At 57.7% G+C, this 18,014-nt stretch carries 11 protein-coding genes and 9 tRNA genes; 2 read left to right on the forward strand and 18 right to left on the reverse strand.

The genetic code is table 11. The features are described 5' to 3' along the window. Positions 1 to 5: 5 nt before the first annotated feature. The 3 genes from fusA to rpsL form a co-directional block, all read right to left on the reverse strand. On the reverse strand, positions 6 to 2,093 hold the full coding sequence (gene fusA, locus EKM88_RS10810) for an elongation factor G (protein ID WP_125706082.1): 2,088 nt from the start codon (positions 2,091 to 2,093) through the stop codon (positions 6 to 8). Between the two features lie 90 nt (positions 2,094 to 2,183). Beyond that, positions 2,184 to 2,654, reverse strand: coding sequence for a 30S ribosomal protein S7 (rpsG, locus tag EKM88_RS10815; protein ID WP_125706084.1), 471 nt, complete (start codon positions 2,652 to 2,654; stop codon positions 2,184 to 2,186). 49 nt (positions 2,655 to 2,703) lie between these two features. Further along, positions 2,704 to 3,123: a 30S ribosomal protein S12 gene (gene rpsL / locus EKM88_RS10820; protein WP_125706086.1), complete on the reverse strand. Its 420-nt coding sequence runs from the start codon at positions 3,121 to 3,123 to the stop codon at positions 2,704 to 2,706. Between the two features lie 308 nt (positions 3,124 to 3,431). Here rpsL and EKM88_RS10825 point away from each other — a divergent pair, with 308 nt between their 5' ends. Beyond that, a complete protein-coding gene (locus EKM88_RS10825; RefSeq protein WP_125706088.1) occupies positions 3,432 to 3,740 on the forward strand; it encodes a hypothetical protein in 309 nt (102 codons plus the stop codon). Between the two features lie 36 nt (positions 3,741 to 3,776). Next, positions 3,777 to 4,955, forward strand: coding sequence for an MFS transporter (locus EKM88_RS10830; RefSeq protein ID WP_125706090.1), 1,179 nt, complete (start codon positions 3,777 to 3,779; stop codon positions 4,953 to 4,955). 115 nt (positions 4,956 to 5,070) lie between these two features. Here the strand turns inward: EKM88_RS10830 and EKM88_RS10835 are convergent, their stop codons facing one another. From EKM88_RS10835 to EKM88_RS10905, 15 genes are all read right to left on the reverse strand, one after another. After that, positions 5,071 to 5,637, reverse strand: a complete 567-nt coding sequence (locus EKM88_RS10835; RefSeq protein WP_125706092.1) for a hypothetical protein — start codon at positions 5,635 to 5,637, stop codon at positions 5,071 to 5,073. A gap of 60 nt (positions 5,638 to 5,697) precedes the next feature. Then, positions 5,698 to 6,285 (reverse strand): hypothetical protein, encoded by a 588-nt coding sequence (locus EKM88_RS10840; protein WP_125706094.1) that lies wholly within the window; start codon positions 6,283 to 6,285, stop codon positions 5,698 to 5,700. 294 nt (positions 6,286 to 6,579) lie between these two features. After that, positions 6,580 to 10,233, reverse strand: a complete 3,654-nt coding sequence (gene rpoC, locus EKM88_RS10845; protein WP_125706096.1) for a DNA-directed RNA polymerase subunit beta' — start codon at positions 10,231 to 10,233, stop codon at positions 6,580 to 6,582. Positions 10,234 to 10,245: 12 nt separating this feature from the next. Next, a complete protein-coding gene (rpoB, locus tag EKM88_RS10850) occupies positions 10,246 to 13,833 on the reverse strand; it encodes a DNA-directed RNA polymerase subunit beta (RefSeq protein ID WP_125706098.1) in 3,588 nt (1,195 codons plus the stop codon). A gap of 222 nt (positions 13,834 to 14,055) precedes the next feature. Continuing rightward, positions 14,056 to 16,548 (reverse strand): ATP-dependent Clp protease ATP-binding subunit, encoded by a 2,493-nt coding sequence (locus EKM88_RS10855; protein WP_125706100.1) that lies wholly within the window; start codon positions 16,546 to 16,548, stop codon positions 14,056 to 14,058. A 27-nt stretch (positions 16,549 to 16,575) separates the two neighbouring features. Further along, a complete protein-coding gene (locus tag EKM88_RS10860) occupies positions 16,576 to 17,043 on the reverse strand; it encodes a CtsR family transcriptional regulator (protein ID WP_125706102.1) in 468 nt (155 codons plus the stop codon). 104 nt (positions 17,044 to 17,147) lie between these two features. Continuing rightward, positions 17,148 to 17,221 (reverse strand) — tRNA-Pro (locus tag EKM88_RS10865). A 5-nt stretch (positions 17,222 to 17,226) separates the two neighbouring features. Then, a tRNA-Gly gene (locus EKM88_RS10870) sits at positions 17,227 to 17,298 on the reverse strand. A gap of 27 nt (positions 17,299 to 17,325) precedes the next feature. Then, positions 17,326 to 17,399 (reverse strand) — tRNA-Arg (locus tag EKM88_RS10875). Between the two features lie 16 nt (positions 17,400 to 17,415). Further along, positions 17,416 to 17,501, reverse strand: a tRNA-Leu gene (locus EKM88_RS10880). Between the two features lie 11 nt (positions 17,502 to 17,512). Next, positions 17,513 to 17,584: transfer RNA gene (locus EKM88_RS10885), tRNA-Gly, on the reverse strand. A 16-nt stretch (positions 17,585 to 17,600) separates the two neighbouring features. Further along, positions 17,601 to 17,673: transfer RNA gene (locus tag EKM88_RS10890), tRNA-Thr, on the reverse strand. Positions 17,674 to 17,678: 5 nt separating this feature from the next. Beyond that, positions 17,679 to 17,760, reverse strand: a tRNA-Leu gene (locus tag EKM88_RS10895). A gap of 22 nt (positions 17,761 to 17,782) precedes the next feature. Further along, a tRNA-Lys gene (locus EKM88_RS10900) sits at positions 17,783 to 17,855 on the reverse strand. A gap of 2 nt (positions 17,856 to 17,857) precedes the next feature. Then, positions 17,858 to 17,930: transfer RNA gene (locus EKM88_RS10905), tRNA-Val, on the reverse strand. Positions 17,931 to 18,014 lie beyond the last annotated feature (84 nt).

The following is an 18,014-nucleotide window of genomic DNA, read 5'->3' on the forward strand; positions in this document are numbered from 1 at the left end:
TCGGCTTACTTGCCGCCGTTTTTCTTGATGATTTCTTCTTGGATGGACTTCGGGGTTGCTTCGTAGTGGTCGAAGGTCATCGTGAAGGTCCCACGGCCCTGGGTCGCGGAACGCAAGGTAGTCGCGTAACCGAACATTTCGGCCAGTGGCACCATCGCGTTCACCACTTGGGCGTTCCCGCGGGCTTCCATGGCTTCAACGCGACCACGACGCGCGGTCACTTGGCCCATGATGTCGCCGAGGTAGTCTTCAGGCGCAACCACTTCAACGTGCATGATCGGTTCAAGGATCACCGCACCCGCTTTGGCAGCTGCCGCTTTCAAGGACATCGATGCCGCAACCTTGAACGCCGTTTCGTTAGAATCGACTTCGTGGTAAGACCCATCATAAAGCTTGGCCTTGACGTCGATCAGTGGGTAACCGGCAAGGACACCGTTAGCCATTGCGTCTTTCAAACCAGCTTCAACGGCTGGGATGTATTCACGCGGAACCACCCCACCGACAATGGCATCTTCGAATTCGAAGCCAGCGCCTTCTTCGTTCGGGGTGAATTCAACCCAAACATCACCGTATTGCCCTTTACCACCAGACTGGCGAACAAACTTACCTTGTGCGCTTGCGGTCTTGGTGAAGGTTTCACGGTAAGCCACTTGAGGTTCGCCGACCTTAGCTTCAACCTTGAACTCACGCTTCATCCGGTCAACCATGATGTCCAAGTGCAGTTCGCCCATCCCAGCGATCAGCGTTTCGCCGGTTTCTGGGTTGGTTTCAGCACGGAACGTCGGATCTTCTTCGGAGAGCTTCTGAAGCGCAACGTCCAGCTTATCGCGGTCTTCCTTCGAGTTTGGCTCGATGGAAACCTGGATAACCGGTTCTGGCACTTCGAGCGATTCGAGGATCAGCGGGTGATCCACGCTGGTCAAGGAGTCCCCGGTCGTCGTGTTCTTCAGGCCGATCGCAGCCGCGATATCACCGGAGAAGACTTCTGGGATTTCCTGACGGGTGTTACTGTGCATCTGCAACAGACGCCCAACACGTTCGCGGGTGTCCTTGGTTGCGTTCAGCACGTAAGAGCCCGCCTGCAGCGTGCCCGTGTAAACACGGATGAAGGTCAGACGGCCCACGAATGGGTCGGTGGCGATCTTGAAGGCTAAAGCCGCGAAGTCTTTGTCATCGCCGGCGGTCAGCTCAACGGATTCACCGGTCTCAGGATCGGTGGCGTTGTATGGCTTAACGTCCAGTGGGGATGGCAGGTAGTCCACGACACCGTCAAGCATCATCTGAACCCCTTTGTTCTTGAAGGCGGAACCCGCAAAAACAGGGAAGAATTCAAGGGCCAGGGTCGCCTTACGGATGGCAGCCTTCAGCTCGTCGACGGAGATCTCTTCGCCTTCGAGGTACTTGTCCATGATGCCATCATCAACGTCGGCAACGGCTTCAACCAAAGCAGCGTGCGCTTCTTCGGCTTCTTCCTTGTATTCGTCAGGGATCTCAACAACATCCCATTCGGAACCCAATTCGTCTTCGTCGTAAAGGTCGGCCTTCATTTCGAGCAGGTCGATGACCCCTTCGAAGTTGTCTTCAGCGCCGATCGGCAGCTGAACGGCGTGGGCGTTGGCGCCCAGACGGTCGTGCAGGGTCTGAACGGAGTACTTGAAGTCCGCCCCGATCTTGTCCATCTTGTTGACGAACACCAGCCGTGGCACGGAGTACGTCGTCGCCTGACGCCAAACGTTTTCGGTCTGCGGTTCAACGCCGGCCTGGGCATCAAGAACGGTCACGGCACCATCAAGGACACGGAGGGAACGTTCAACTTCGATGGTGAAGTCCACGTGTCCTGGGGTGTCGATGATGTTGATCCGGTGGTCCTTCCAGAACGCGGTGGTCGCCGCACTGGTGATGGTGATCCCACGTTCTTGTTCCTGCTCCATCCAGTCCATCTGTGAAGCCCCTTCATGGGTTTCACCGATCTTGTGGATCTTACCGGTGTAGTAAAGAATCCGTTCAGTCGTCGTGGTCTTACCAGCATCGATGTGGGCCATGATCCCGATGTTACGGGTCCGGTCTAACGGAAATTCACGCTTGTTGGCCATGTGAATGTATTGCTCCTCTCAATTTTTTCGGTTAGCGGATAAAAGAATTGGCTACTATATGCCAGCGTGCGGATATAATAGCCAAAACTCTTACCAACGATAGTGTGCGAACGCGCGGTTAGCGTCAGCCATCTTGTGCGTGTCTTCACGCTTCTTGACTGCGGCACCGGTGTTGTTTGCGGCGTCCATGATTTCGCGGGCAAGCCGGTCATCCATGGTGTGTTCACCGCGGGCACGAGAATATTGAACGATCCAGCGAAGGCCAAGCGTCGTGCGCCGGTCTGGGCGAACTTCGATTGGCACCTGGTAGTTGGACCCACCGATACGACGAGCCTTGACTTCCAGGACTGGCATAACGTTCTTCATGGCCTGTTCGAAAACATCCAAAGGTTCGTTGCCGGTTTCCTTCTTGATGATGTCAAACGCATCATAGAGAATGGTTTGGGCCTTGCCGAGCTTCCCGTCGATCATCAGGTGGTTGATCAAGCGAGTCACCAGCTTGGAGTTGTAAACTGGATCAGGTAAAACATCGCGCTTTGAAACATTGCCTTTACGTGGCATGCTGTTGCCTCCTTATTGGGTTATTACCGCCATCGCGGCTGTGATACGATTACTTCTTAGCCTTAGGGCGCTTGGCACCGTACTTGGAACGGCTCTGCATCCGGCCGTCAACACCGGCGGTATCGAGCGCACCACGGATGATGTGGTAACGAACCCCTGGCAAGTCCTTCACACGGCCCCCACGGATCAGCACAACACTGTGTTCTTGCAGGTTGTGGCCGACACCTGGGATGTAAGCTGTCACTTCGATCAGGTTAGACAGACGCACACGGGCATACTTCCGCAAAGCGGAGTTAGGCTTCTTCGGTGTCATCGTCCCCACACGAGTGGCAACCCCACGCTTCTGAGGAGCTGGGGTGTTGGTAAGAGATTTCTTCTTGCTGTTGTAACCGAAGTTCAGGGCTGGAGAGTCCGACTTCGTTACCTGAGATTTACGACCTTGACGCACCAATTGGTTAATGGTAGGCATTCTAAGGTTCCTCCTTCCTGATTATGGGTATCTTTTCAAGTCCACACATCCAGGCGGTTCATTTTTGAAAATAAAAAAATGGCCAGCCGGGGCGCGGAGTGGCATTTCACCAGACCGCACCCGGGCGTAACCCGAATACACTGGAAAAAAGCACCTTTGATAGTGTACTATCATCTGCCGAAGTGTGTCAAGGGGGAACGACCCGGTTGTTTGGCAAAATATAGGGTGGAGGTGATGCTGTGATGGTAATCATCTGGACCCTAATTGGTCTTGCCGGCTTCGGCTCGTGCGACTGGCGGACGCGCACCGTGCCGAAGCATTGGTTCGATGGCTGGTGCATCGGGCTGGCGCTGCTCAGTCCCCACCACGATTGGTGGGCCGCCGGCTTCTGGCTCCTGCTGCTCAGCGTCTTCGCCGCGGCCCGCGCGCTGGGCTCCGCCGATGTGCTGGCCATCAGCACCCTAGCGCTGGTGTACGGCCTGGAGTGGAGCCTTTGGTGGGTGCTATGCGCCTGCGGGCTGGCCGCCTGCCACCACTGGCTCGCACATCCCGCTACCCTGCCTTTTCTCACGCATCTGGCGCTGGCCGCCGCCGTGATGATGCGCTTCATCATGTGATACAATGCGGCTAATGCCTGAGAGAGGAAGTCTGTCATGTCCGCCCAAGTTCGTCGCACCATTGCCATTCTCATCTTCAGTGAGTTCCTGATCTGCCTGGGGATGAGCCTGATTTTTCCCGTCATGCCGTTCATCAAAAACGACTTGCACCTGTCGGCCACCGACATGGGGATCATGTCCTCGCTGTACGCCTTGACCCAGTTCGTGGCTTCGCCCATCATCGGGCGGCTCTCCGACCGCATCGGGCGCAAGCCGATCCTGCTGGGCGGCCTGCTGCTGTTCAGCGTCTCGGAGGTGCTGTTCGCCCTCACCAACCACCTCGCCATGTTCGACCTGTCGCGCGTCATTGGCGGCCTGGCTGCCGGGATGTACGTACCCACCGCACAGGCTCTGGCGGCTGACGTCACGGACTACCGCCACCGGGCCAAGGTCATCGGCTGGCTGTCCGCCTCGCTGTCCGGTGGCCTGATCCTCGGGCCCGGGCTCGGCGGCCTGCTCGCCAGCGGCGGCTACAAGGTCCCATTTTGGGTCGCGGCCGCACTGGGGCTGTGCGGCCTCATCGCCACGCTGTTCTGGCTGCCCAACGACCGCACGCTTTTGCCCGCCACGCACCCGGTCAATCAGGCCCAGCCGACCACGCGCGCCGCGGACTGGCGCAGCGTGCTCGGTGGCCCGATGCTCATGCTGTTCGTGATGATCCTTGTCTCAAGCTTTGGCCTGCAAGGCTTCGAGAGCATTTACAGCATCTTCGTCAATGAGGTCTTCGGCTTCACCCTGCAGGACATCGCGCTGGTGCTCACGCTCAACGGCATCATCTCGCTGATCGCCCAGGTCGTGTTCTTCGACCGCCTGATCCAGTGGCTCTCGGAGATCCGGCTGACCCGCATCGCCTTTTTGGCCTCAGCCCTGGCCGTGCTGTGGCTGATGGTGACCCACAGCAAAGTCGTGGTCATGGTCGCGACCCTGATCGCCTTCACCGCCTTTGACCTGCTGCGCCCAGCCGTCACGACCCTGCTGACCAAGCAAAGCGATCAGAATCAAGGCGTCATCAACGGCCTCAACCTGTCGTTGACCTCCGTCGGCAACATCGCCGGCCCCCTGATCTCAAGCGCCCTACTCGACTGGAACTACCACATCCCCTATGCCGTGGTCGTGGTGTTCCTCACCGCCAGCTTCGCTTTGACCTACGCCGTACGCCTGCCGAGTCGCCGGTGACCCGGTGGACGCAAAGCGCGTGTGACTTTTTGGACGCGCACAACGCACACGCCACCTCGACGGCCGAGTTTTAGAACCGCCGAAACAACGCGCGCCCAAGCGCTGACCCGGTGGTCTACTTGGTGAGGTATTCCACGGGCAGTGTGTAAGACGCAAACTTTTGCCCGTCAACGATCGCTTCACCCGTTCGATAGACTTTTTTAAACACACGAACGGGGTCTACAGAGGCGGGATCGCCGGCGCCAATCGTAATCACCGCTGGATTGACTCGTCTAAGAAAACCATATTGCCGCGTATAAACGTTGTAGAAGCTGTTCCAGCTCAAGAAACTATAAGCCCGATAAGTGACATAGTAAGTCGTACCATGCACCTTTAGCCGGAATGAATCAGCAAACATCATCTCACTGGCCCGCAATTCACCAAAGGTCGACACCGGCGTTTCTTGCGTAAGGAGCAGGATGCCAGCAAGTGTGATCAGGACAGCCACCCTCACCCCCATTCGCCCCGCCATCCCCAGCTGGCCGGTCGCATGCTTGCATAAAATTAGCGCGCCTGTACACATCAGAACGCAAACACATTCGGCGAGCGCCCCTAGTGGGGTCTGAATCAATACGATGTTCGCTGCACTTCCGACTAGCGCCGAAAATATTGCCGCCGTTGTGAAAAGCCGTCTCTCTTTCATGCACCCTCCCGATCAGCTCAGTGCGGTCTAACTGCCATGCATGCCGGCCGAACAATTTGACTAATGGTCTGGCCAAGCATCGCCGGAATAAATGTATTCCTTTTGCTGGTCACTGTATTTTTTCAGATAGTAAGGGTCGCGCCCCTTCACATATAGTTGCTTAAAGATCCAAACCGGGCTTTCCCCTAACAACCCGGCCGTGCTGGTGTAGTATATTGGCTGGTCATTGACTCTTGTCAGCAATAACCCGTTCCGTTCATACAAGTTATACGAATACCTGCCCTGTCTAAAGTAGTTATTCGCCTGATAAGTCAGAAAATAGTCTTTCCCTCGGAATGAAAGACGGGCCACGGAAGACTTGCCCATCTCCCAATACGAGACCAGCCCGCCGGTCGTCGCTTTGGTTTCACGGGTCAGCTCAAAGGTCGCGCAGAGTGTCAGGATAACCGTCAGCACTAGCGTGGCCTGCCCCGCCTCCGTGATCGGTCTTCGACTGGCCAGCCGAAAGACTAACAACGCAAACAAACCGAGCCAGCCCAGGATCATCAAGACGCCAATGCCGGTCTGTAAGATGACAACGTTACTGGTGGCAAAAATCAGCGCACTCAACAATAAATAAATCACCATCAGGATCCCGTAGATTTCCATACGCACCTCGAATCAATCCATCATCACCTAGGCGACCGCAAAGGGCTTCAAACGGTCGTTAGCTTCAGATTAACCAAAAAAAGCAAAGATACAACGAGATAACTGTTTCTTATTAAATTTTTGGCTCACGCGCCGCTGGGTGATCCCTCAGTACTGCTAATCAACGATCGTCAGACCACGATGACGCCTTGTCGGGCCCTCGTATCATGGCGACACTAGCTAACCCGAAGCTGCCACAGTGCACGCAAAAAGGCCGTCACCTCGCAATGAGGTGACGACCTTTTTTGTCACAGTTTAGTCTTCCTTCGGCGCTTCCTCGGAAGCCTTCATCTGCTTTTCGATGTCAGCGATGGAGTAAACGTTGTCGGATACCGCGCCCACGGTCTTTGGTTCCATGTGGCGGTAGGTGGCCATCCCGGTCCCGGCCGGAATGATCTTCCCGATGATGACGTTTTCCTTCAGGCCGACCAGCGGATCGTTCTTGCCGCGGATCGACGCATCGGTGAGGACACGCGTGGTTTCCTGGAAGGAAGCCGCGGACAGGAAGGAGTTGGTTTCCAGCGACGCCTTGGTGATCCCCAGCAGGACGGACCGGCCAGTGGCAGGAATGCCGCCTTCGACCAGGGTCTTCTTGTTGCGCTCGGTGAATTCCGCGATGTCCAAAAGCGTCCCCGGCAGAATGTCGGTGTCGCCTGGGTCCATGACGCGGATCTTGCGCAGCATCTGACGCACCATAACTTCGACGTGCTTATCGCCGATCTCAACCCCCTGCATGCGGTAAACCTTCTGCACTTCGGAGATCAGGTAGTTTTCGGTCGAAATGACGTTTTGCACCTTGATCAACTGCTTCGGGTCAACGGAACCGCCGGTCAGGCGGGCCCCACGCTCGATGTGGTCGCCTTCAGCAACCGCCACGGAGGACGCGTAAGGCACACTGTACGTCCGCGTGTCGGTTTCCCCTTGGACGGTGATCTCACGCGTGTGTTCCGCCGGGTTTTCATCGATCGCGGTGACTTCCCCGGTGACTTCCGTGATGACCGCAAGCCCCTTCGGGTTGCGGGCTTCAAAGATTTCCTGGACACGTGGCAGCCCTTGCGTGATATCTTCGCCACCGGCAACACCACCGGTATGGAAGTTACGCATAGTCAGCTGAGTCCCGGGTTCACCGATGGACTGCGCCGCAACGGTCCCGACCGCTTCACCGACTTCGACCTGTTCGCCGGTCGCCATGTTGCGGCCGTAGCACTTCTGGCAAACGCCGTGCTTGGTGTCACAGGTGAAAACGGAGCGGATCGTGACGGCTTCAACGCCGGCGTCGACGACCTTCTGGGCGAGGTCTTCGTCCATCAGGGTGTCGCGTGGCACGATGACCGCGCCGCTTTGTGGATCGTAAACGGTCTTTTGCGTGTAACGCCCGACCAGACGATCGTACAGCGGTTCGATCATTTCGTTGCCTTCACGGATGGCCGTGACCAGCAGGCCGCGGTCGGTGCCACAATCCTCTTCACGGACAATGACGTCCTGCGCGACATCGACCAGACGCCGGGTCAGGTAACCCGAGTCAGCGGTCTTCAGCGCGGTATCGGTCATCCCTTTACGGGCCCCGTGAGTGGACATGAACATTTCCATAACGGACAGGCCTTCACGGAAGTTCGAAAGAACCGGCACTTCCATCATCCCACCGTTAGGCGCCGCCATCAGGCCACGCATCCCGGCAAGCTGGGTGAAGTTCGAGATGTTCCCACGCGCCCCGGAGTCACTCATCATGGAGATCGGGTTGTTCGGGTCAAAGGAATCGATCAGCTTTTGCTGAATGTCGTCCTTGGCGTCGTTCCAGATGGAGATCACGCGGTCGTGGCGTTCCTGGTCCGTGATCAACCCACGGCGGAACTGCTTGGACACGGTGGCCACCTTCTTGTGGGCTTCTTCGACGATGGCTGGCTTTTCGGCCAGGTTCGGCACGTCGGCGACCCCAACGGTCAACCCGGAGTGCGTGGCCTGGGTGTATCCCAGCGTCTTCATGTCATCCAGCAGATCGGAGGTCCGCTGAACCTTGTAGGTCTTGAAGACTTCGGCGATGATGTCGGACAAGAAGCCCTTCTTGAACGGCAGGATCAGTGGTGCATCGGTCAGGTAGGCGGTGAGGTCTTCCCCAGCGTTCAGGAAGTACTTCGCCGGCACACCGTTCACGATGTTGTCCTGGGTCGGCTCGTTCAGGAATGGGAAGTCCTCAGGCATGATCTCGTTGAAGATCACCTTACCCACGGACGTCACCATGATCTGGTTGCGTTGCTCGTCGGCAAACGGCTTTTGCGGCAGGGAGTTCACGGCCAACCCAATGCGGCTGTGCAGGTGCACGTAGCCGTTTTGAAGCGCCAAAAGCACTTCGTTGGTGTCCTTGAAGATCATGCCTTCGCCTTCGCGGCCCTTCTGTTCCATCGTCAGGTAGTAGTTCCCCAGCACGATGTCCTGAGAAGGCGTTACGATCGGCTTGCCGTCCTTAGGTGCCAGAATGTGGTGCGCCGCCAGCATCAGCAGACGTGCTTCAGCCTGCGCTTCGTCAGACAGCGGCACGTGGACCGCCATCTGGTCCCCATCAAAGTCGGCGTTGTACGCTTCGCAGACCAGTGGGTGCAGCCGCATCGCCTTACCGTCGACCAGGACGGGCTCGAAGGCCTGGATCCCGAGGCGGTGAAGCGTTGGGGCACGGTTCAAAAGCACTGGCCGTTCCTTGATGACTTCTTCCAAAACATCCCAGATGTCTTCGTCTTCGCGGTCGATCTTGCGCTTGGCGTTCTTGATGTTGGACGCCATGTCGCGGGCCACCAGCTCGCGCATCACGAACGGCTTGAAGAGTTCAAGCGCCATGGAACGCGGCAGGCCACACTGGTAGAACTTCAGCGTTGGGCCCACGTCGATAACGGAACGCCCGGAGTAGTCGACACGCTTACCCAGCAGGTTCTGACGGAAACGGCCCTGCTTCCCTTTGAGCATGTGGCTCAAAGACTTCAGCGGCCGGTTCCCCGGCCCAGTGACAGGCCGCCCGCGCCGACCGTTATCGATCAAGGCGTCAACGGCTTCTTGGAGCATCCGCTTTTCGTTTTGAACGATGATGTTTGGCGCGTTCAGGTCCAACAGGCGCTTCAACCGGTTGTTGCGGTTGATCACCCGGCGGTACAGGTCGTTCAGGTCAGAGGTCGCAAACCGGCCCCCTTCAAGCTGAACCATTGGGCGCAGATCCGGCGGGATGACCGGGATCGTGTCCATGACCATCCAGGCCGGGTCGTTGCCGGATTCCAGGAACGCGTCCAGGATATCCAGCCGGCGGATCGCACGGGTCCGCTTTTGCCCTTGCGCGGACTTCAGGTCTTCCTTCAGTTCCGCCACTTCCTTGGCCAGATCAACCTGGCTGAGGAGTTCCTTGATGGCTTCGGCCCCCATCTTGGCGTTGAAGCCGTCGCCGTACTCGTCGCGCTTTTCACGGTACTCGCGCTCGGTCAGCAGCTGCTTTTTCTCCAAAGAGGTGTCGCCAGCATCGATCACCACGTAAGACGCGAAGTAGATGACTTCTTCAAGCGCCCGTGGGGACATGTCCAAAACGAGCCCCATGCGGCTCGGGATTCCCTTGAAGTACCAGATGTGGGAAACCGGGGCCGCCAGCTCGATATGGCCCATCCGCTCGCGGCGGACCTTGCTGCGGGTCACTTCAACGCCACAGCGGTCACAGACGATGCCCTTGTAGCGAATGCGCTTGTACTTCCCGCACGCACACTCCCAGTCCTTGGTCGGCCCGAAGATGCGCTCGTCGAACAACCCGTCTCGCTCAGGCTTCAGGGTCCGGTAGTTGATCGTCTCGGGCTTCTTAACTTCCCCGTAGGACCAGCTGCGGATCTTATCCGGCGAGGCTAAGCCGATTTGCATACTTTCAAACTTGTTGACATCAATCAAAGGGCTAACCTCCTAGTTGTGATCGTCGGTGTTCGGCTCGGTGGCTGCCGCAGCAGCTTCTTGAGCCTTCTTTTCTTCTTGCTGGGCGGCAAACTTGGCCAACGCGTCAACGTTCACAACATCGTCGTCTTCATCGTCCATGTCGCGCAGCTCAATTTCGTTCTTTTCGTTGTCGAGCACTTTCATGTCCAACCCGAGGGATTGCAGTTCCTTGACCAGCACGCGGAAGGATTCCGGTACCCCAGGCTTAGGGATTGGTTCGCCCTTCACGATGGCTTCGTAGGTCTTCACCCGACCCACCACGTCATCGGACTTGTACGTCAGGATTTCCTGCAGGGTGTAAGCAGCCCCGTAAGCTTCAAGGGCCCAAACTTCCATTTCCCCGAAACGCTGGCCCCCGAACTGTGCCTTACCACCCAGTGGCTGTTGCGTCACGAGGGAGTATGGCCCGATGGAACGGGCGTGCAGCTTATCGTCGACCATGTGGGCGAGCTTCATGTAGTACATGACCCCAACGGACACGCGGTTTTCGAACGGTTCACCGGTGCGGCCGTCGTACAGGACGGACTTGCCATCGCTGGCCATGCCGGCTTCCTTAACGGTTGCCCACAGATCGGCATCGTTGGCCCCGTCAAAGACTGGAGTGGCCACATGGATGCCGAGCTTCTTGGCGGCCATCCCCAAGTGAAGGTCGAGCACTTGCCCGATGTTCATACGGGATGGCACACCCATTGGCGACAGCAGAATGTCGACCGGGGTGCCGTCTGGCAGGAATGGCATGTCTTCTTCAGGCACAACGACCGAAACGGTCCCCTTGTTCCCGTGACGACCGGCCATCTTATCGCCGACCTGGATCTTGCGCTTCTGCGTGATGTACACGCGGACCATCATGTTCACGCCAGGGGCCAGCTCGTCGCCGGCTTCACGGGTGAAGATGCGGACATCCTGGATGATCCCGCCGCCACCATGAGGGACGCGCAGGGAGGTGTCGCGGACTTCGCGGGCCTTTTCACCAAAAATGGCGTGCAGCAGGCGTTCCTCGGCGGACAGCTCGGTCACCCCTTTAGGCGTCACCTTACCGACCAGGATGTCGCCATCGCGGACTTCGGCCCCGATGCGAATGATCCCGAACTCGTCGAGGTCCTTCAGCGCATCGTCCCCAACGTTCGGGATCTCGCGGGTGATTTCCTCAGGGCCGAGCTTCGTGTCACGCGCTTCGGATTCGTACTCTTCGATGTGGATCGAGGTGTAGGCGTCTTCCTTGACCAACTTCTCAGACAGCACGATCGCGTCTTCGTAGTTGTACATGTTCCAGGTCATGAAGGCGATGATCGGGTTTTGACCCAAGGCCAGTTCCCCGTTTTCCATCGCCGGCCCGTCGGCGATGATCTCGTCGGCGTCGACCTTGTCACCCAGGCGGACAATTGGCCGCTGGTTGTAGTTCTTCCCCGCGTTACTGCGACGGAACTTCATCAGCTTGTACTTGTCCAGCGCGCTGTCCGCCCGGCGGATGCGAATTTCCTTGGCGTCAACGTACTCAACGGTCCCAGGGTGCTCCGCCAAAACGGCGATCCCAGAGTCGTGCGCCGCCTTGTATTCCATCCCGGTCCCGACCAGTGGGGCATGCGGGTCGACCAACGGCACGGCCTGACGCTGCATGTTCGCCCCCATCAGGGCACGGTTGGAGTCATCGTTTTCCAAGAACGGAATGCAGGCCGTCGCCACAGCGACCACTTGCTTAGGTGAAACGTCCATGTAGTCGATGTGATCGGCGGTCGTTTCGATGTTTTCATCCTTCTTACGGGCCAGGATGTTTTCTTCAACGAAAGAGCCATCGTCGTTCAGCGGGGCGTTCGCCTGCGCCACAACGTAGTTATCTTCTTCATCGGCCGTCAGGTAATCGATCTTGTCGGTCACCTTGTGGTCGGTCCAGGACACACGGCGATACGGGGTCTCGATGAAGCCGTAGGGGTTCACGACCGCGTAGGACGCCAGGCTGTTGATCAGCCCGATGTTCGGGCCTTCTGGGGTTTCGATCGGACACATGCGGCCATAGTGCGTGTAGTGCACGTCTCGCACTTCATAACCGGCCCGGTCACGCGTCAACCCACCAGGGCCAAGGGCAGACAGACGGCGCTTGTGGGTTAATTCGCCCAGCGGGTTGGTCTGGTCCATGAACTGGGACAGTTGGGAACTGCCGAAGAATTCCTTGATGGACGCCACGACAGGCCGAATGTTGATCAGCTGCTGCGGGGTGATGGTCGCGGTGTCTTGGATGGACATCCGTTCGCGCACGACCCGTTCCATCCGGGAAAGCCCGATACGGAACTGGTTTTGCAGCAGTTCGCCAACGCTGCGGATCCGCCGGTTCCCCAGGTGATCGATATCATCGGTGGAGCCGAGCCCTTCCTGCAGGTTCAGGAAGTAGTTCATGGACGCGATGATGTCGGCCGGGGTCAGGTGCTTGGCCTTCTTGTCGATGTGGCCGTTGCCGATCAGGTTGATTTCCTTTTCAGGGTTGACCTGGGAGTACACCTTGATGACCTGGATCGTCATCGGATCGGTGACCACCCCTTGGTCGGATGGCTGGTACGTGATCGTCTTGAAGTCGTCCCGGTCGAGGTAGTCGCCCAAGGTCTCCATCACGTGGCGGTCGATCTTGTCACCCTTTTGCGCCAGCACTTCACCGGTGTCCGGGTCAGCCAGCGTTTCAGCCAGTGTTTGACCCAGCAGGCGCGTCTTCAGGCTCAGCTTCTTGTTGACCTTGTAGCGGCCAACGTTCGCCAAGTCGTAGCGCTTTGGATCAAAGAACCGGGCGTACAGCAAGGAACGCGAGGAGTCCGCGGTCTTTGGTTCGCCTGGGCGTAGGCGTTCGTAAATGTCCTTGAGGGCTTCATCGGTGCGGGAATCGTCCGTGTTCTTGTGCACGTCCTTTTCCAACGTCAGCATCAGGGAATCGTTGTCGCCAAAGATGTTGATGATGTCCTGATCGGCGCCAAAGCCAAGCGCACGCACCAGCTCCGTCATCGGGATCTTACGCGTGCGATCGATGCGCACGTAGGCCAGATCCTTGGCGTCGGTTTCGTATTCCAACCAGGCCCCACGGTTCGGGATGACCGTTGTCCCGTAAGTCACGCGGGAGTTCTTGTCAGTTTCGCTGTTGTAGTAAACCCCAGGCGAGCGGACCAGCTGCGACACGATAACACGTTCTGCGCCGTTGATGATGAAGGTCCCTTGCTTGGTCATTAATGGGAAGTCGCCAAAGAACACGTCTTGCGACTTGATTTCCCCAGTTTCGTGGTTCGTCAAGCGCAGCGTGATGTGCAGCGGCGCGGAGAAGTTCGCGTCGTGCTGACGCGCTTCCTCGACCGTGTACTTCGGTTCTTGCAGCGAGTAATCCACGAATTCAAGCGACAGGTTGCCCTGGAAGTCTTCGATCGGCATGATGTCGTCGAACATTTCCTTGAGCCCTTCGTCCAGGAACCATTGGTACGAGTTGGTTTGGATCTCGATCAGGTTGGGGAGATCCAGTACTTCTTTGATGCGGGAATAGGAGCGGCGGGTGCGATGTTTACCGTAATTCACTAAGTGTCCTACCAAGTTGTTCACCCCTCATAAGATTTTCCGGCCGGCAGTAAATATTACAGTTGTGTTACATTTACTGGCTAACGGAGGTTTTGAGCAAAAAAAAACGAAAAGTAGAAGTTGAAGGTTCGTCTGCTACTTTTGCGTTTTTATGCGCCACGCCGGACAATAGATCGCCGTGGCTTATCCTAGCCGAAATGCAATTGCATTAATATTACCCCATCCAAGGGGTGTTTGTCAAGCGTGCACGGGCTCTGCCACGGTCTCGGTCCCCGGGGCCTTGACGGTGAAGGTCAACTTCCCCTTCTTCGCGCCGATGGTGATGGTGTCGCCGGCCTTGGCCTGGCCGGTCAGCAGCAGTTCACTGAGCTGGTCCTCGACGTCGCGCTGCAGCGCACGTCGGATCGGCCGCGCCCCGTATTCGGGGTCAAAGCCGGCCTGGGCGACCGCGTTGATCCCGGCCGGGGTGATCTTGACGGTGATGGCTTGGTCCGACAGCCGGTGCAGGACGTTTTTGGCCATGATCTTGACGATCTGGTGCAACTCCTGCTTGTTCAGGCTGTGGAAGACCACGGTTTCGTCGATCCGGTTCAGGAATTCTGGCCGGAATGCCCGCTTGAGCTCCTCCAGCATGCGCGACTGCATCGCCTTGAAGTCCTGCGTCGCGGTTTTGGCACCAAAGCCGACCGACTTGTCATCGCGCAGCGCCGTGGCCCCAATGTTGGAGGTCATGATCAAGATGGTGTTGCGGAAGTCCACCCGCCGGCCCTTGGAATCGGTCAGGTAACCATCATCCAGCACCTGCAACAGAATGTTGAAGACATCCGGGTGCGCCTTTTCCACCTCGTCCAACAGCACCACCGAGTACGGCTTATTGCGCACCTTCTCGGTCAGCTGGCCGCCTTCGTCGTAACCGACGTAGCCCGGCGCCGCACCGATCAGGCGGCTGGTGCTGTACTTCTCCATGTACTCGGACATGTCGACGCGAATCATCGCGTCCTCTGAGCCAAACATCGCCTCGGCCAGCGCCTTGGCCAGCTCGGTTTTCCCGACCCCGGTCGGCCCGAGGAACATGAACGAGCCGATCGGGCGCGTCGGGTCTTTCAGTCCACTGCGCGCCCGGCGAATGGCCCGGGCCACCGCGGAGACGGCTTCATCCTGCCCGACCACGCGCTCGTGCAGCACCTTCTCCAGGTGCACCAGCCGGTCGCTTTCCTTCTTTTGAAGCTGCGTGACCGGCACGCCTGTCCACTGAGACACCACCTCGGCGACATCTTCAGGCTCCACCCGGACGTCAGTGCGAACGCCGCTTTCGTCCACGCGCGCCGGCGCATCCGCCAGTTTTGCGCGCAGCTTCTGCTCCTTCTCGCGAATGGTGGCCGCCAGCTCAAAGTCCTGGTGTAGGATGGCCTCATCCTTGGCGGTGACCGCTTCGCGCAACTGGGCCTGCAAGCGGTCTGTCTTGGTCGGCTTATCCGCTTCATCGAGGCGCACCTTCGCCGCACTTTCGTCGATCAGGTCGATGGCCTTGTCCGGCAGGAAACGACTGGCGATGTAGCGCGATGACAGGGTGACCGCCTCATGCAGCGCATCATCCGTGATCGTCACGCCGTGGTGAGCCTCATAGCGTCCGCGCAGGCCGCGCAGGATCTCTTCGGCCTCCGCCTCAGAAGGCTCGTTCACCTGGATCGTGGCAAACCGCCGCTCCAAGGCCGCATCTTTTTCAACGTACTTCTGGTATTCGTCCAGCGTCGTGGCCCCGATCAGCTGGAGCTCACCGCGCGCCAGTGCCGGCTTCAGAATGTTGGAGGCGTCGATCGCCCCTTCCGCGCCGCCTGCGCCGATCAGCGTGTGCAGCTCATCGATGAACAGAATGACCTGGCCGTCTTGGTAGATTTCATCGATCACCTTTTTGAGCCGGTCCTCGAACTCCCCGCGGTACTTGGTCCCCGCCACCAGGGAGCCCATGTCGAGCATCATCAGGCGCTTGTTGCGCATCTCGGCCGGCACCTGACCCGCCACGATTTTTTCGGCAAAGCCTTCCGCAATAGCGGTTTTCCCCACCCCGGGTTCCCCGATCAAAACAGGGTTGTTCTTCGTCCGCCGCGCCAGGATCTGCACCAGCCGGCGCACTTCCTTGTCCCGGCCCACAACCGGGTCCATCTTGTTTTCGCGCGCCAGCTGGGTCAGATCGCGGGCGAGTCCATCCAACGTCGGGGTCCCTGCGCTGGCCGGCTTGCTTGGCCGCGCACCAGTTGCCCCGCGGTGCTTAGCCGCCGCGTCGCTGATGCCCATCTTCTTGAGCACCAGTTGGCGCGTTTTGGCCAGGCTGAGATCCAGGTTCTGCAGGATGCGCGCCGCCAAAATATCGTCTTCACGCAAAAGCCCCAGTAAAATATGCTCGGTGCCAATTTTCAGTGCGCCCAGTCGCTTGGCCTCATCGCCGGCAAAGCTCAGGATCTCCTTGCCTTTTGGCGAGTACGGCAGATAGGTGTCCGCAGAAGGCGTCCCGGTCGTTGAGCCGTAGCCGGTGAAGCGCTCGATTTCATCGTGTACATCCGCTTCGGTCACGGACAGCTGACGCAGCGTCTTACCCGCGATGCCCTCTTGTTCCATCACCAGGGCAATCAGCAAGTGCTCCGTCCCCACGGCATGGTGGTGAAAATACTTAGCTTGTTCCTGTGCGATCATCAGTACGTTCTTAGCACTTGGGGTAAACAGATTGTCCATAAGCACGCTCCTTCGTCTTGGTTGATTCTATCTTTCATACCGCAAACTGTCGAGAAATGCAAGCATCAACTGCGCGCGCAGCTGCGTTTCATCGCTGCGTGAAGCCACCTGCAACGTCTGATGCCGCAAAACGTTGAGCATCACATTACCGGTTTGGCGCGAGATCACTTCTTCATTATACAATTGTTGAATCATCGCCTGCGCGTCTCGTTCACTCAATCGGGCTGGTAAGTGCGCCGCCATCACGTTGAGCAGGTCATCCGCACCGCGCAACGCTACCCGCACGATCCGGATGTACCCGCCGCCGCCGCGCTTGCTTTCGACAATGTAGCCTCGCTCAGGGGTGAAGCGCGTCTTGATCACATAGTTGATCTGCGATGGCACACAGTTGAACTGTTCGGCCACATCCGCGCGGCTGATCTCCACTTGGCGCTGCGCCTCAAGCATGGCCTTGAGGTACCCTTCGATCACGTCTGACATGTTTTGTCCTTGCACATTATCCCCCCTCGCTGACTTTGACTAACCTTGACGTTCTAATCATTATACCGGTTTTAAATCAAAACACAAAAAAACTGACGCTTACACGTCAGTTATCTTGATCGGGAAAACGGGATTCGAACCCACGACCTCTACGTCCCGAACGTAGCGCTCTACCAAGCTGAGCTATTTCCCGATTGAAGCGGAAGACGAGATTCGAACTCGCGACCCCCACCATGGCAAGGTGATGTTCTACCACTGAACTACTTCCGCAATTTCAATTGTTCCGGTGACCCGGAATGCACCCAGTAGGAGTCGAACCTACAACCTTCTGATTCGTAGTCAGACACTCTATCCAGTTGCGCTATGGGTGCGTATTATTAATGTCACTGCCGAGAGTCGGGTTCGAACCGACACGGTAATCACTTACCGCAGGATTTTAAGTCCTGTGCGTCTACCAGTTTCGCCATCCCGGCGGAAAGTGAAAAGCGGAAGACGAGATTCGAACTCGCGACCCCCACCATGGCAAGGTGATGTTCTACCACTGAACTACTTCCGCAAGATTATTCAATTACTGCCGACTAGAGGGTTCGAACCTCCGACCCCCTGTTTACAAGACAGGTGCTCTGCCAGCTGAGCTAAGTCGGCATCGATGCGGGTGAAGGGACTCGAACCCCCACGGTGAAAACCACTAGAACCTAAATCTAGCGCGTCTGCCAGTTCCGCCACACCCGCAGATCATGATTCTAATAGAAAATGAGCCGTGACAGGCTCGAACTGTCGACCCTCTGATTAAAAGTCAGATGCTCTACCAACTGAGCTAACGGCTCAATGGAGGATACAGGGCTCGAACCTGTGACCCTCTGCTTGTAAGGCAGACGCTCTCCCAACTGAGCTAATCCTCCATAAATGAAGCGCGGCAGCTTCCTACCCTCGCAGGCAGTCACCCACCAACTACTCTCGGCGTAGAGAAGCTTAACTTCTGTGTT

Origin of the sequence: Lacticaseibacillus daqingensis, from assembly GCF_003946115.1 — a bacterium.
GTDB classification, from domain to species: Bacteria; Bacillota; Bacilli; order Lactobacillales; family Lactobacillaceae; genus Lacticaseibacillus; species Lacticaseibacillus daqingensis.